The sequence below is a fragment of the Stenotrophomonas sp. AG209 genome, from assembly GCF_003550055.1.
Lineage (GTDB): Bacteria > Pseudomonadota > Gammaproteobacteria > Xanthomonadales > Xanthomonadaceae > Stenotrophomonas.
The window spans coordinates 175295-189732 of the sequence record NZ_QXDB01000002.1 but is presented as its reverse complement, the minus strand read 5'-3'; the positions used below and the strand labels follow the sequence as shown (position 1 = coordinate 189732).

Here is a 14438-nt window from a genome sequence, read left to right as displayed (position 1 = left end):
TTAGAGCCTGAACGACGCCAGCTCGTCGTCCTCTTGCACGACCAATTCGCCGTCGCCCCCGTGGTCAGCTGCCACCTCGACCGATCCGATCAGGTCCTGCCAGTCCACGCCCGGGTTCTGCTCCAAGACGGCCAAGAGGTTGATAAAGGCGGTGATCGTTGTGCGCGGGGTGCGGAAGAAGTTATCGCCGATTCGATTGGCGCAATGGGTCATGAACTGGTGAATGGCTTCATCGGGCAAGAGATACTTGCCCGCGTCGCCGGCAGCGTAGACATGGCGAATCTTGGTGAGCAGGACGTAGAAGTCTTCGGCTGTCAGGCTCGACAGTCGAACGACAGGGCCGCTGAAATCCACCAACCCGTTGGTGGCAAAGGTATTCTGGGCCAGGCGGCTCTGAAGAGCTTCATAGCTGTAGACGCCGCGGCGGGTATCCATCAGGAAATCCGGGGTGCCGCCCAGAACAAAACCAAGGCCAACCGCAGTGCCCTGCAGGGAGTCGTTGAGCATGCGCAGGAGCTGTTCGTAGTTTGCATTCCGAGCCTGGGCGTTGGCCAACTTGTAGAGGTTGACCAGTTCGTCCAGGCACACCAGCAGGCCGCTATAGCCCGCCAGCCGAACAAAGCGGCCCATGAGCTTGAGCTGGTCGTAGACCGATGCGTCGTCCACGATGGTTCGGACGCCCAGCGCTGCACGCGCGTCCGTCCGGGTGGCAAATTCGCCACGCAACCAACGAATGGCATCGGACTTGAGCTGCTCGTTGCCTTGTTCGAAACCTCTCCAATAAGCGGCGATCACGTCGGCAAAGTCATAGCCGTTCACCAGTTCGCTCAGCTGCTCGAGCTTCGCGCGAATGACCTGCTCGGTGGATACGCCTTGCGACTTGGATTCGGCCACTGCGGTCGAAATGAACTTCTCTACCACCCCGGGCAGGGCGCCTCCGTCGGGCTTGGTCCGAGTGGCCAAGTTCCGCATGAGCTCCGCGTAGAGCGACCGGGCCTGCCCCCCTGAAGCATGCAACCGCCTGTCGGGATTCAGATCCGCGCTGGCCACGACGAGCTTCCGCTCCATTGCAATGGCGCGAACGAGGTTCAAGAAAAAGGTCTTGCCTGCGCCGTACTCACCCACTACCAGGCGGAAGGACGAGCCGCCATCGGCGAGCCGATCGATGTCACTGACCAGGGTTTGCACTTCACGGACGCGCCCGACCTGGATCAAATGCTGACCGGCGCGTGGAACGACGCCGGCGCGCAGCGACTGGATCACCGCGTCGCGGTCCCTGGAACGGATTGGGCTGCTCATTGCTCGATCTTCTCAATGAATTCGGGGTTGATCTCCAACGGGTCGTCGCCGTCGGAAAATGGGATGTCGTAAGCGTCGAACGACGCATCGTTGATTTGTTCAAGCGCGCCGTCGAGCATCAGCTCCATGTCTGCCGCGCCATCTTCCAGTTCCGCACGGGTCCAGACGGGGCGCGACAGCATTAGCCTCAGCAACGCGCTGTGTGCCTGATCAAGCCCGAGCAACTGACCAGGACTCTCCTCCTCGGCACTCACCGCTTCCGCCGGCGCAAGATCAGGGGGAGTCGCTTCCTCGTCGGTGAAAATGTTGGCGAGCAACGCGGAGACTTGGGCCGTGTCCCGCTGAAGAGCAGCGATCCGGTCGGGATCGAGTTGGAATGCGCCAGACGCAGCCTTGGGCAATGCGCTGGGGGCTTTGGACGGGCGTGGGGCATGGACGTCGCTGAACACACGAGCGGGATCCACGCCCAGCGCTTTGTAGACGCGCTCCAAGAACCGGACCTCCTCTGGGGAGACCATCCCGTCGACTTGGGCGAGCGTGGCCATGGACCCGGCGATGGCGTCCTTTATGTCCCCGCTGAGCGGATCCAGCTTCTTGCGCAACGTAGGCAAGGAAAGCGGTGCCCTCGCCAAGAGATCAAGGTGCGCGCGCAAACGCCGTCGGTCACCCTCGCTCAGATGCGTCCAGCTTTCGATTTCGCGTGAAAGGTGCTCAAGTTCGTGGGCGCTGAACGTGCCATCAGACTGAGCGACCGTCGAGGCGAGTTGCAGGGTCAACTGGGCCGTTTGATAGGCCTGAGCGTCGGTTCGATGGGTTTGGTCGGGAAGCAGGGGGAAGAGAACGATCGGGTCGTTATCGCCAGGCACCCGCGCGCCTTCGAGCACATTGGGTTCGATGCCGACCTTAGACTGCTCCAGTGCTCGTGCGAGTTCCCGAATTTTGTCCTTGCCCAAGGTGGTTCCGACTGCCCCAAGCCTTCCCAATAGGTCAGTCAGCTTGATCGACAAATTGGCGGCTTGAACATCCGAAGCGACTTCGGCCAATGCTGTCCGCGTGGCCAGCGGCCAAATCTCTGACGGAAGCAGCAAGGTGCCCTCAATGGATTGGCGGGCCTCGGGGTTCTTGCCCACGAGCCGGCTGAAGGCTCCGAGGTCCTCCGAGCACTGAGAAACAAGTTCCTGCAGCGCCTTTAGGGGCGCTCGCAATGCGGTGACATCGGGAATATCACCGAAAGTCTTGGTGCCAGCGTCGGTTCGGTCCAGGGCCGGGTTAAAGGGGCGGCGTGTGAACTTCAGCTTGGTGCGGTTTTTTGGCAGCACCATTCCAGGGCCGAACGTCTCTTGATACCGCAGAGCGAAAAGGCGATCGAACTCTTCCGCGCAACGCGTTGCGGCGGTTCGCAGCGGAATCTCTGGATTGAGTCGCACCCACGCCGTGGCCAGCGCGGGGGGCACGGGGACTCGATCCAAGGAGCATTGCCCCAGGGCCAAGCGGATGTAGAAAGGCAGTTCGTAAGTTCGTTCGAACGCTGGAAGAGGCGCGTTGTAGAGCTGTTCGCCTGCTTCGGTCAGAGCCATCCAGTCGAGCAGGCTGTTGACATGACCGTGGACGTTCGGAAGCACGGCAGCATAAGCAGACGACAAACGGAGGAGCATCGCCTTGATAGCGGGCCAGTCTTGCTTGGAATCCGGATCGTTCACCGAATCCAGCAAGATGCGACGCTCCAATCCAAACAGGAACAATCGAACATACTGGATTGCGCAGCCGGGATCGGTACGGTCCGAAGCGAGCCACTTCAGATAGGCGTGGCGTTCAGCGGGTTCAAAATCTGCGTAGCCTCCCCAGTAGCGCGTCGTGGACCGGTAATCCCCGTATCGCCCAACGGCAAGAACGCCATTGACCAAGCTGGGCTCGTTCTCACGCGTGCCAGGGGTGGCCAGCCGCGGACCTGTGTAGAACAGGCCGCCCCGGATAACGATGCCCGCGATCTCGATCTCGTCCTGGGCGCCGAGCCAGCGGGTCTTGTCCCAGCCCTCGGGGGGGCGGGGTACTGTGAATTGCTTTGCCGGCGTTCCGGCGTCGATGGCCACCCGCCGGAGTTCATCGGGCAGCGGGGGAGGCGGCGTCATTGCACCTGCGTCGCGGGTTCCGTTCGTGTGGGGAGGGTTGGTCTGCTCTGCGGCTCTTGAGTCCGAATGTGCGTGCGCTCGCCCATCTATGGTGCCCGTCAAGGGTTCGCCCGAGGTGGTGTCCGCGTTTGTGGTGGGCTGGATCAAGGGCTCGGCCAGCTCACCTTGCGAAGTCGCGGCCAAGCGCTGGGTCACGGCAAGTTTCGCTGCAGAGAGGTTGCCCGGGCGCGCGCGCTCAATGCGTTCCTCGTGAGGTTGGTAGGGGTAGGGGGTAGAAGGGTTTGCGGAGCCCACGGCCGTCAGCACCCGTGCGGCGGACTCGATGGCAAGGCGCATGCTCACCGCTGCTTTGGCCTCTTCCAAATTGCCAGGACGGGGCGGCGAAAGAGTCTCTGGGGGCGCTCTGCTCGGGGCCTGCGCCGCAGGCAGCGCCGAGCGACCCTCAGAGCCGACCGGGCACGCATCTTCTGACACGGCAGCGCAGACCGATCCCGAGGATGTGCCCGATTCAATACTCGCGGGTCTCGCCGGTTGGGCAGCTTCTGGGCGGGGCTGTCTCTGTGCCGCCTGCCCAGATGGAAGGGCGGATGCCTTGATCAACTCTGCCAAGGTCGGCTCTGGAGCGGGGACCGGCTTGGCGGGAGAGGGTGTCCTTTTCGGGCGCATCGCCTGCCACTTGGCCCAGAGCCAAACGGCAGTGGCCACCGCAAGGACGATACCCAATCCGATCCAGACTTCCTTTGGCACCAATGCTATGACGACCAGGATTGCGACGATCCAGCCGCCTGCGGTTTGCTTCCTTCTCGCCATGTGGCCCCCTGCCTTTGGCGCTTCCTTTGGGGCATTGTAGCTCGCCCACTCCACGTGAGACGCGCATAGCGAGGACGGGGCGGGGCACCGGGATGGCCAGGGTTTCGCCCATTCAGCATTGGCGTCCAGGGCGCTGGGAGTGCATGCCCGAGGCCTTGACGTTGATGGCCGTGCGATTGCGCTGGGATAATCAGTGGGACGGTGAGGGGCGTTTTTCGTTCACCGCAAGCAGGTGCCGCTGCAGGGCTGCGACGATCTCGTTGTCTGGCAGGTTCTGGGCCCCGGCCAGGAAAACGAGTTCGGCCACTTGCCGTCTGCGCTTGGCGTCGTCGCGGCGCTTGATGGCCTTCTCCCTGGCATCCTGCCGCTGATGCGCCAGAAGCTCCCTGGCTCGAAGCTGGGCCAGCCGATGGGTCGCCCTTTGGATCTGATCGCGGTAGTGATTGGTGGATGACATGATCTTCTCCTAGTGAAGTCTCCCTCAGTGAAGCAATGATTTCTCATCCGTCAACCTATTGATGGCGACATCGCATTCACACTTGAAGAAATCCAGAAAATCAGAAAAGGAAGATGCAAAAGCAAGGAGCGAAAAGCGCACTTAGGCATCACAAGTGATGCGTGCGCAAAGGGCTTCGCCCCTTGAACCCCAAGCCGCTTTTCGACTTGCCAACGGCAAATTCAAAGGCATAAAGAGCTCAAAGAACTGGAGCTCTCTGCATGGCGATCTACCACACCCGTGTCAAAACCTTCTCCCGTGCCAAGGGCCATTCGGCCGTTGCCGCCGCTGCATACCGCGCGGGCTTGTCGCTCGTAGATGAGCGCACGGGAGCGCGGCACGACTATTCTCGCAGAGGCGGAGTGGTCGAGAGCCGCTGGGTGGTACCTTTGAAGGCGCCCGACTGGTCGCTCGACGCCTCAAAGCTATGGCAAGCGGCTGAGGCGGCCGAGAGGCGAAAGGACGCGACCGTGGCCCGCGAGTTTGAGATCGCACTTCCGCACGAGCTCAACGGGCCGCAGCGCTCGGCCCTGACGGCGGACATAGCCCGGGCATTGGTTGATCGCTACGGCTTTGCGGTTCAAGCGAGCATCCACTCGCCGGGCAGCAACGATGGACTGAATTGGCACGTGCACATCCTCGCCACCACCCGGCGCTTGGGTGCCGAAGGCCTTGCGGACAAAACGCGCGAGCTCGACGGTGGCCCCTCGGGACGCAGCGAAGTGGAGTGGCTTCGGGCGATGGTGGCCCAGCTGACAAACCAGCACCTGGCCGCTGCCGAGATCCCAGTGTCCGTCGATCATCGAAGTTTGGAAGCGCAAGCGGAGGACGCGCTCGAGCGCGGCGACATCGTCGAAGCTGCGGTTCTCGGGCGGCGCCCAACGATCCACTTGGGCCAGCAGGCCTCAGCGCTTGAACGGCGGGGAGTGGAGACCGATGTCGGGAGAGTTCTGGCCAACATCGTTGCGGACAACCAGGATGCTGTGCATCAGGCAGCGATACGGTTTGAGAGGGCAGCGACGGATACAGACCGTGCCCGCGGACATGCGTCGATGCCGCCGAACCGTGTCGAGCTGGGGGCGAAATCAGGTGAAAGCTACATCGAGGACGTAAAGGGATTCGGTCGGCGAGGAGTTCTGGCCATTCGCACTCTTCCCGATGCCCCCGAACCCTCGCTGCAGTCCCTGATGGAAAGAGCATGGGGACTTTGGCGTGACGTGGTGGCGGCCGGTCTCGAGGGGGCGCTTCGCTCCACACTCGTGCTTCTACGTCGCTTGGACTTGGCTATTGGCAACGGGAGCGTGGGAACAAGGGTGCGCAAGGATGTCCAGCGAACGCTGAGGGGCTTGGCCGCGGTGAGGCGACGAGCTACAGAGTGGGTGCGGCGGGTCGAGGCTGAACGACGGGCGGCATCGCTTCTGACGCGCGCCGAGAGGTCGTTGGAGGACTTCGTCGAGCAGCAGCCCCGACCAGCAGGCGCTGGACTGGTGGCCTGGGCCCGGCGTCGCGGACGTCGTTTGGCAGCAATCGAGCAGCGTTTGGATGCCCTGAGAAAAGCTCGTACAAAGATCGAGGACGGTCAGGAAGAGGCCTGTGCGAATCAGCTGTCAGCCGCCGTGGCAGAGTTGGAAACCAGCAGCAAGATAGCCCTGGATCGGTTGGAGGATCCGCTCCACGAAATGGGAGACCCAGCAAAGCTGAGTGCATCCACGCAGCAGGCCACGCCTCGGCCAAGGCTTCACTGATAGGAATGAAGAGCCCCCGCCATGGCGGGGGCTTTAAGCCTTCAATGGAGCGTTGGCCGCTTGGTCGTTGGCGGCTTGGCCGGGGGCCTGATTCCCCGCCGATCAGCGAGCAGTTGGTTCAAAGACGCCAGCTCCTCTTTGACCTCCACGCGCTCCTTCGTTGTGGGCGTGGGCCGTTCCTGCGCTCGTGGTCCGTCGTGGGTGAGGTTTAGCGGGCTTCCACCCGCGCGCTGGCGTAGAACCTCGGCGGCGACTTCCAGGGCCACTCGAACATCTTCTGAGCGCTCTCGTTGGGAACGCTGAGCCGCTCGTTCGATGGTGCCGCTTAAAACGAGCGCGGCGATTCGGGTTTGTGGATCAGTCATGGCTCCTCCGCTGTCGATGCGTGCCCGTCGTCAGTCGACTGAGCTGTAATGTTGACCGGTTCGATCGGACTTCTCCTTTCGGACCTGCCCAGAATGCGCTCCGCGAGATCAAGGGCGTCTTGAACATCCCCCAAGCGCTCCTCGCGAGTTCGATGGGCGGTGGGATTGAGGGTGCCGCTCAGAAGTAGCGCGGCGATTTGGGTTCGTGGGTCTAGCAATGTGCGTCCTCGGTTGGTGTGTGCTCGTAGCCAACCAGCTAAGTGAAAATTAGCAAGGCCACTCAGCAGGGAATTGCGCACAGAATTGCTAGTTAGTCGGAAAAGCTCTGCTGTCGCGGTGCTTTCCCTTGAAAGTCAGCCCGCGCGGCAACGTGGCGGTCTAATAGCTTGGGAGCTTGCAGTTGAGAGAAGAAGGTGGCTACCCCGCTCTAAGCAGCTTGATGTCGGCTATGCGCTGAAGCTGTTGAAGATGATCCGGCTTGTTCTTGGCAAGCCATCGCACAACCGCTGCATTGTCCAAGAGGGTCGACCCAATGTGGGTTTTGACGATTTCGAGCTGGAGGCTGGCTGGGCCATAATTCTCCTCCAGCAGCTTCGTATCGGCTTGCAGCGCTGCCAGCTCCCGTTCCAAGCGTTGGAGCGCCTCGATAGGTGCACCGTTGACCGTCTTTGCTGCCAACGGCTCTATCAACTGTTCGACCGGCGTGTTTTGGAGAAGCGCGGTTGCAAGCTTGATCGAGTAATCTCCCAAATTCACCATGGTCTGGGCAGCATCGATCTGTCGGAAGGGCTTCATTTTCCGCAGCAACCGAAAGACGCCTGCGGCGGCGGGTTTGTCGGCCAGGATGGCGGTCGCTTCGTCGCAAACGCCATCCAGAAGCCGGAATTTGTCCCGGATGGAGCTGGCCGAGATGCTAAGCACCTGCGACAACTGTTCCACGGAAACCCCGCGCTCTGCTGCCCTGAGGATCATTCGGTGCTCTTGGACAACCGAAAGGCGGTTCACCTGCTTGTTGTAAGTGTAGCCCTCGTCGTCTGTTGAGATGAGGCAGGGGGCCACGGTTGCTCCCAGTTCCTTCAGAGCCTCCAAGCGCATTCGCCCATCCAGGACCAAGAACCGCCCGGCGGCGCCCCGGTCCAGGGTAACCACGATGGGTTCGACCAATCCCACCGTCCTGACCGAGCTCACGATCTGCTGATACTTGACGGAGGCTTTGGTTCCCGTGGGCATGGCCACGCTGTAATGGAGCTGCGCCACCTGGATGTCCACGCAATCCTTCTCAAAGCCCAGGCGTACGCCCGAAGGTTGCTTTTTGCTCATCGGGCCAACCCTCTGCGGGGCAGCAGGTCAGCCAGTGGTTGCGGGACGCTGGTCAGCCCTTCTGATTGGAGAACTCCGCAGAACTCTTTCGAGGCAAACAGCTCTTTGAAGATCTGGCGGGCCAGGAGGAGCGATTGCTGCGTGAACTCGGCCTTCTTCTGGATGCGTTGATGCATCTCCACGTCCCGTTTGTAGAGCTTGGCAAGGTCCTCGGGAGTCAGCTTCTTTCGCGGTGTGCCGTGAGCATAGGAGTTTGTTCCCTTCTTTCCGCTTCTAGCTCGATGAGCCAAGATATTTCGGACGACGGTCACCTTCTTTCCCTTAAGCTCACCGGCCTCGTAGGCGTCCATCAGCAACTGTTGCGCATCGCGATCATTTGCCCGGGAGATGTTGACTGCAAGGGCCAAGGAAATGTGGCCGGCCTCTGCGGCAGCGAGCAGACGTCGCTCTCCGCGCTCCATGAGGTTGGCCACGCTGTTCACCCAGGACGGAGTGCAGCCCAGCTTGGTGGCTATCTCCGGATCTGAGTAACCGCGCTCTCTGAGCACCTGGACCTGTTCCATGGTCTCGGCCGCCCTGGGCGTGCGGCGGGCGACGTTCTCCACGATGCTCATGACGTGGCCGGTATGCTCATCCACGTCCAAGATCAGGGCGGGGATCTCGCGGTGGCCCAACAACTTGCAGGCCTCAAGGCGGCCTTGGCCGCAGATCAGTGCATAGGGGAGGGACGTTTCATCAGGAGAAGCCTTGCGAACGCTAACCGGGCGCTTAAGTCCCACCGTTTCGATGCTTCGGGTGATGCCACGGTGGATTCGTTGGTTTCTGACACGCGGATTCGCGACGTGGATTTCGGCAATGGGGATCATCTGTACGCTTGTGCTTTTGTTCGTCATGCGGCCTCCAGCAATGCGGCCCGACCGGCCAAAGCGAAGAACTCCTCCAGTGTGTCCATCCGGTAGGCATCCAAGGAGAAGCCGTTGTCCTCCATGGAGGGCATGCCATCGGGGGTGAAGTCGATGGAAGGAAGCACGTAGAAGTCATGGGCATGACGGTTACCGGGATCCATCCGGATCACTACGGTCAAATGCGGCGTCAGGCTAGCATCCAGTCGGATGCGCCAGCGGTTGGAGCCGGCGGGTGTGGGCTTGCATCGTGCGATGACGACGGATGTGAGGAGCTCACCGTTCACCCGTAGCAGGCCGGTATCCCGGTATGGCTCGACCCACCCACCCTGTTGGGCTATGCCATCCACCACCAGCTGGACCATCTCGGGATGCCGCTGCCGAAGGGCGCGGTTGATCTCCAAGTAGGCGTAGTCGCGTTTGGGGGAGTAGCCAACCAAGCTATAGGCCCGGAGCAGGCTACCAAACCGATGACGAAAGGCGCTGCTGGAGGGGACGCCCTCTTCTTCGTCGATCAGCATCCCTGACAGCGCACCATGCCGCTCGAGCAGCGACCGCAGGGCGTCCAGCATCTGGTCGTCGTCCAAGTGGACCGAACGTGCCGCTATGACTGCTTGAACGCGCTCGAACAGATCAAGCGGAACAATGGCTTCAAACGCATGTTCCTTTCGCACCCACGCTTCCGGCGGGTTCTGAACGTGTTGCAGCTTCAGCTTGAACGAGGTCCGGTTGTAGACGTTGTGGCCGACGTATTTCTCATTCGTCAGTATTTGATGGATCGTCCCTCTGCTCCAGGGGCCACCCACTTCATTGGGGATGCCTTCTCGGTTCAGAACGGAGGCGATGACCCGTTCGGGCATAGCGTCCTTTAGAAACAGCCCATAGATCCGCAAGACGGTGGCGACTTCTTGCGCGGGCCCGGGCACCAGGATCACACGATCGGTCTGGATGCTCTTTTGCTCTCCCCGAGCGAGCACCGCCTTGGGCTGGAGGTGCCCGTCCACGAGTTGTCGGCGCAAGCCGTATCCCGGCGTGCCTCCTTGTCGGAACCCGTGTCGCACGATGTTGCATGCCCCTTTGAACACCTTGTCAGATAGCTCTCGGCTGTATTCGGCGGCCATGCTGCGCTTGAGGCCAATCATGATGGTGGATGGCAACGAGCCATCGTTCTTGAACGCTTCCGCGCAATAGATGACCGGCACACCATGGCTCTTACAGGCGTGAACGTAAGCGGCGGCCTCGTCGGGGTCGGGGAAGCGCCCCCAACGGCTCACGTCGTAGACCAAAATAGCGTTGAAGCCAGGGGAGGGGAGCTTCACATCCCGGAGAAGGGCTTGAAGAGCGCTCCGACCTTTCAGGTTTAGTCCACTCTTGCCTGAGTCCTCGTAGGTCTGGACGATCTCCATGCCGTGCGCCTTGGCATATTCGGCAATTGCCGCGGCTTGGTTCTCCGTGGAGTAGCGCTGATGCTCGGTAGACATGCGCACATACTGGGCAACCGGAATGAGCCGATCGGGGGGCTGAGTAGCATCGGACACTGCGTGGTGCGAAAACACGGTCAGCGCTTCCCATGTAAGACTATGTATTCAGCGACCGTAGGCGGGTAGATTGACGGTCTTGTGACCGTTTGAGTTCTTGGCTGAACCCGTCCGGTTAGTGACGGATCAGAAGAAGGCCAGGTTCTAGGGCGCAGACCATGTATCGTGGACAAACAGATGGTCATTCCGAGAGAGCGGATGGACGACATCGAAGATGAGAACGGCGGGGATTACCCCCGCTATCATGAAGAGATCGAAGCCAGTGAGTTGGTGGCCGGCCTGATGAGTCTGGCTCTGCTCAGCGACGATTTGGCAATGGTTAGCCAAGCCTACAACGTGGCTGCTGTGGACAAATTCATCATGGGTTGGAGATGCAATTCCTGCGCAGCCGCTATGATGAAGAGACTCCGCGCGAAAATAGGGGTGGCATGTTCTTATCTGCCCAAACCGAGATGTGGATCTTCGCCGCCTACGAGCTTGTCCGGTCCTGGCGGGAGCGGGCGAAGCTGGCGATTAAGCTTGCCGAGAATGGTGGGTTGGACGTCAAGATCTCTCACCTCGTTGGGAAGCCAGATTGGGATTACGGAAGCCAGATGGTGGCCCGCCAACTCAGTCAGGTCCGTGATGAGCCTGCGCTCGTTGCAAGACTTAAGGACGATCTGCGCCGGAGCCATATCCCATTCCACTTGATCGAGTGGGTGAGGGTTCAGCTGGCAAAGCATCAAGAGCCCGGTAACGCTAAGTCTTTTGTTCGCTCGCATCCGATGATGGATCGAAACACGGGGTCGCTTAATTATCAACTGACTCAGGGGCCTTTGATCTTGGCCACCATGAGCAGACGCGAATTGGCAGACGCGCTTCGGGACCTCAACGATCCGTCGGTCCCTTCAGAAGAGGACATCGCGTCTTTCAATAATTTCCGAAAGGCAAGAGCGGTGAGCATTGATACACCAGGAGAGTGACTCCGCCGCAGGTCCACGGGGGAACATCTGGCGACGGCAATGAGAGGATTACGCTGAGAGTGCTGGACCCGAAGGCGGACGGGTGTGACCTGGATGGTGTAAGTCTCGCGGGGCTGGGTGGGATCGCACGCCAAAAGGCCTCGCAGCCCCCTGTTGCGACAGCGTTGCGACGGACCAGTGATCTCGTGGCTGGCGTCGAAGATCCTTGCTGCACAAGGCTCTTGATGACTAAGATCTTCTTTTAGTCGTTTTGCTTCATCAGCGGGGTGTGTTCGGCGGACCTTTCTTTGGACATGGGGCTCGTGAATCCGGGGCGTCCGTTCGCGCTGGAGGGCGGCGCGGCGGAGCGGGTACAGGGATGCCCATGGTAACTGGTGGGGGCAGGGGCTGCCGCATTCGCAGGCGTGGGCTGCCGCTTGCTTCAGGCCTGCACCAGGGTGATGTCCGGGTGGGCCGCGAAGATCTCCATCACGATCTCGAAGTAGGTCTGCCCTTCGCCGCACTCCAATGCCGCAAGCTGCTGCTCGATGGCCGCGGTGTTGAATGCGCCGGGATGGGCCAGTTTGGCCTGCAGCCAGCTGCGTGTGGCAGCCACGCCCAATGCTACGCGGCTGTGTTCGACATCGCGCCAGATGATGGTGCGGGTGGACCGTCCGGCCAGGGCGCCATCTCCGCCGTACAGCAGGTCATCCAGCGCATCCAGGCTGGGCGCCAGCTGCCAGTCTTCTCCGGCCATGAACACGCGGTTGATCTCGGCATAGAGGCTGGCGATGTCGCCGATGGCGGCGCCTTCGATCTGTAGGAGGATGGTCATGCGCCGACTGTAGCGTCAGCAGGCGAAAGCCGGCGTGCTGAACGACCGGGTTCGCGCCAGGGCCCGAGCGCGCATGCTTCCCGGGCGTTTGCGGTGTGGTTCCCCGCAGCCGACTGAATTTGCAATCTTCCCTATAGAAGTTCCTGTGGCGGCCGATACCCTTTGCGCCTTTCTGCGCTTCGCGCGGCGGCGTGCTCTCGCGTGTGCGACGGCAGACCCGAATCAAGCCGGCACGTCGATGCCTTGTCCTTTCCGGACAGAGCGCCCGACGGCCTGCATCAATATCAGGAAAAGACTGTGCGGTCAGGGAAGAAGCAGGCACGACAGGTGTGCCGTGGTGGTGGGTGGGTGGTGTTGCTTGGCATGACCTTCAGTGTTGCCGCCCAGCAGGCCGGTGATCCAGCCGTGCAGGAACTGCTGCGGCAACAGGAACGCGAACGCGTGCTGCGCGAGCAGCAGGAACAACGGCCCGACGTCCGCCTGGAGCGGGATGCGCCGAAGGACGGTGAGCACCTGCCGGCGCGGGAGCAGCCCTGCGTGCGCATTGACCGCATCGTGCTGGAAGGCGACGACAGCCAGCGCTTCGGCTGGGCACTGGCCGCGGCCGACCCGGTGGATGATCCGGCCACCGGCCGTTGCCTGGGGACCGAAGGCATCAACGTTGTGATGAAACGCGTGCAGAACGCGATCATCGCCCGTGGCTATGTCACCACGCGGGTGTTGTCGGCACCGCAGGACCTCAACCAGGGCACGCTGACCTTGTCGGTGGTGCCGGGCCGGTTCCGCGAGGCCGTGTTCTCCGATCCGCAGGGCCGGCATCCGGCCATCGCCAATGCATTGCCGATCCGCAGCGGCGGCCTGCTCAACCTGCGTGACATCGAGCAGGGGCTGGAGAACCTGCAGCGCGTGCCCACCGTCAGCGCCGACATCAAGATCGCGCCGGCCGACGGCGAGGGCGCGGCGCCGGGCCAGAGCGACCTGCAGATCGACTGGACGCAGCGTTCACCGGTACGCGCCAGCGTCACCCTGGACGATGCCGGCAGCCGCGGCACCGGCAAGCTGCAGGCCAACGCGACGCTGTCGCTGGATAATCCGCTGGGGCTGAACGAGCTGTTCTACATCAGTGCCGGGCGTGGCGTGTTCAACGGCCGCGGCAGGGACACCGACAGCTGGACCGCGCACTACGACGTGCCGTACGGCTACTGGCTGTTCGGTGCCACCGCCAGCGCCTACGACTACAGCCAGAGCGTGGTCGGCGCCTTTGAACGCTATGACTACAGCGGCCGCAGCCGCAACGCCGAAGCGCGGGTGGACCGGCTGCTGCTGCGCAATGCCAAGATCAAGTTCAGTGCCTATGCACGCGGCTGGCAGCGCGAGTCGAAGAACTACATCGACGATACCGAGATTGAAGTGCAGCGCCGCCGCACCGCTGGCTGGGAACTGGGCCTGACCCACAAGCAGTTCATCGGCACTGCCACGCTCGATGCCAGCGTGGCCTACCGGCGTGGCACGGGCGCCTTCCACGCCCTACGCTCGCCGGAAGAGAAGGCGCAGCAGTGGGACCCGACGCTGCCGCTGGAAGGCACCTCGCGGATGAAGGTGATCACCGCTGATGCGCAGTTCAGCGTGCCGTTCCAGGTGGGCAAGCAGCGCCTGCGCTACACCGCCGCATGGCGGGCGCAGTGGAACCGAACGCCGCTCTCGCCACAGGACCGCTTCGCCATCGGTGGCCGCTATACCGTGCGCGGTTTCGATGGTGAAAGCTCGCTCAGCGGCGAGCGTGGCTGGTCGCTGCGCAACGATCTTTCGCTGGGCATCGGCGGCGGCCAGGAGTTCTACGTGGCCGCCGACTACGGCCGTATCGGCGGCCCATCCACGCAGTGGCAGTCCGGCCGCGACCTGGCCGGCATGGCGCTGGGCCTGCGCGGCGGCTGGCAGCAGCTTTCCTGGGATGGCTTCGTGGGCTCGGCACTGCACAAGCCCGCCCATTTCCCCACCGACTACACCACGTTCGGCTTCAGCCTGGCCTGGCGCTACTGATCTGCCACAAGGACACGT

General features: G+C 62.0%; 10 protein-coding genes. 3 read left to right on the top strand and 7 right to left on the bottom strand.

Annotated elements, in window-relative coordinates; genetic code table 11:
- The 3 genes from DFO63_RS12465 to DFO63_RS12455 form a co-directional block, all read right to left on the bottom strand.
- Entirely contained in the window at positions 1–1299 is a 1299-nt protein-coding gene (locus DFO63_RS12465; protein ID WP_053442707.1) for an ATP-binding protein, read from the bottom strand.
- Positions 1296–4238 carry a TerB N-terminal domain-containing protein gene (locus DFO63_RS12460; protein WP_119007117.1) on the bottom strand — a complete coding sequence of 981 codons (2943 nt, stop codon included), beginning with the start codon at positions 4236–4238 and terminating at the stop codon, positions 1296–1298. Before DFO63_RS12460 ends, DFO63_RS12465 begins: the two co-directional genes overlap by 4 nt.
- 190 nt (positions 4239–4428) lie before the next feature.
- Positions 4429–4695, bottom strand: coding sequence for a hypothetical protein (locus tag DFO63_RS12455; RefSeq protein ID WP_106467441.1), 267 nt, complete (start codon positions 4693–4695; stop codon positions 4429–4431).
- A gap of 260 nt (positions 4696–4955) precedes the next feature.
- Here DFO63_RS12455 and mobQ point away from each other — a divergent pair, with 260 nt between their 5' ends.
- A complete protein-coding gene (gene mobQ / locus DFO63_RS12450) occupies positions 4956–6479 on the top strand; it encodes a MobQ family relaxase (protein WP_106467442.1) in 1524 nt (507 codons plus the stop codon).
- Positions 6480–7261: 782 nt separating this feature from the next.
- Here the strand turns inward: mobQ and DFO63_RS12445 are convergent.
- Genes DFO63_RS12445 through DFO63_RS12435 form a run of 3 tightly spaced genes read right to left on the bottom strand, consistent with a single transcriptional unit; the run spans position 7262 to position 10553 of the window.
- Entirely contained in the window at positions 7262–8164 is a 903-nt protein-coding gene (locus DFO63_RS12445) for a plasmid partitioning protein RepB C-terminal domain-containing protein (protein ID WP_099596498.1), read from the bottom strand.
- A complete protein-coding gene (locus DFO63_RS12440) occupies positions 8161–9057 on the bottom strand; it encodes a plasmid partitioning protein RepB C-terminal domain-containing protein (protein WP_074726242.1) in 897 nt (298 codons plus the stop codon). The genes DFO63_RS12445 and DFO63_RS12440 overlap by 4 nt, the downstream gene beginning before the upstream one ends.
- The gene (locus tag DFO63_RS12435) at positions 9054–10553 is read right to left on the bottom strand and encodes a recombinase family protein (protein WP_259337436.1); all 1500 of its coding nucleotides are present in this window, start codon (positions 10551–10553) and stop codon (positions 9054–9056) included. The genes DFO63_RS12440 and DFO63_RS12435 overlap by 4 nt, the downstream gene beginning before the upstream one ends.
- A gap of 422 nt (positions 10554–10975) precedes the next feature.
- Here DFO63_RS12435 and DFO63_RS12425 point away from each other — a divergent pair, with 422 nt between their 5' ends.
- On the top strand, positions 10976–11566 hold the full coding sequence (locus tag DFO63_RS12425) for a hypothetical protein (protein ID WP_147416448.1): 591 nt from the start codon (positions 10976–10978) through the stop codon (positions 11564–11566).
- Positions 11567–11987: 421 nt separating this feature from the next.
- Here DFO63_RS12425 and DFO63_RS12420 read toward each other — a convergent pair whose 3' ends face one another.
- A complete protein-coding gene (locus DFO63_RS12420; protein WP_119007110.1) occupies positions 11988–12380 on the bottom strand; it encodes a ribonuclease inhibitor in 393 nt (130 codons plus the stop codon).
- A 363-nt stretch (positions 12381–12743) separates the two neighbouring features.
- Between DFO63_RS12420 and DFO63_RS12415 the strand changes: the two genes are divergently transcribed.
- Positions 12744–14420 (top strand): ShlB/FhaC/HecB family hemolysin secretion/activation protein, encoded by a 1677-nt coding sequence (locus DFO63_RS12415; RefSeq protein WP_259337428.1) that lies wholly within the window; start codon positions 12744–12746, stop codon positions 14418–14420.
- Positions 14421–14438: the final 18 nt, after the last annotated feature.

Bases quoted from the DNA above. Each gene is read 5' to 3' on its own strand.
- DFO63_RS12465 (WP_053442707.1), bottom strand. From the start codon at position 1,299: ATGAGCAGCCCAATCCGTTCCAGGGACCGCGACGCGGTGATCCAGTCG.
- DFO63_RS12460 (WP_119007117.1), bottom strand. From the start codon at position 4,238: ATGGCGAGAAGGAAGCAAACCGCAGGCGGCTGGATCGTCGCAATCCTG.
- DFO63_RS12455 (WP_106467441.1), bottom strand. From the start codon at position 4,695: ATGTCATCCACCAATCACTACCGCGATCAGATCCAAAGGGCGACCCAT.
- mobQ (WP_106467442.1), top strand. From the start codon at position 4,956: ATGGCGATCTACCACACCCGTGTCAAAACCTTCTCCCGTGCCAAGGGC.
- DFO63_RS12445 (WP_099596498.1), bottom strand. From the start codon at position 8,164: ATGAGCAAAAAGCAACCTTCGGGCGTACGCCTGGGCTTTGAGAAGGAT.
- DFO63_RS12440 (WP_074726242.1), bottom strand. From the start codon at position 9,057: ATGACGAACAAAAGCACAAGCGTACAGATGATCCCCATTGCCGAAATC.
- DFO63_RS12425 (WP_147416448.1), top strand. From the start codon at position 10,976: ATGCAATTCCTGCGCAGCCGCTATGATGAAGAGACTCCGCGCGAAAAT.
- DFO63_RS12420 (WP_119007110.1), bottom strand. From the start codon at position 12,380: ATGACCATCCTCCTACAGATCGAAGGCGCCGCCATCGGCGACATCGCC.
- DFO63_RS12415 (WP_259337428.1), top strand. From the start codon at position 12,744: ATGACCTTCAGTGTTGCCGCCCAGCAGGCCGGTGATCCAGCCGTGCAG.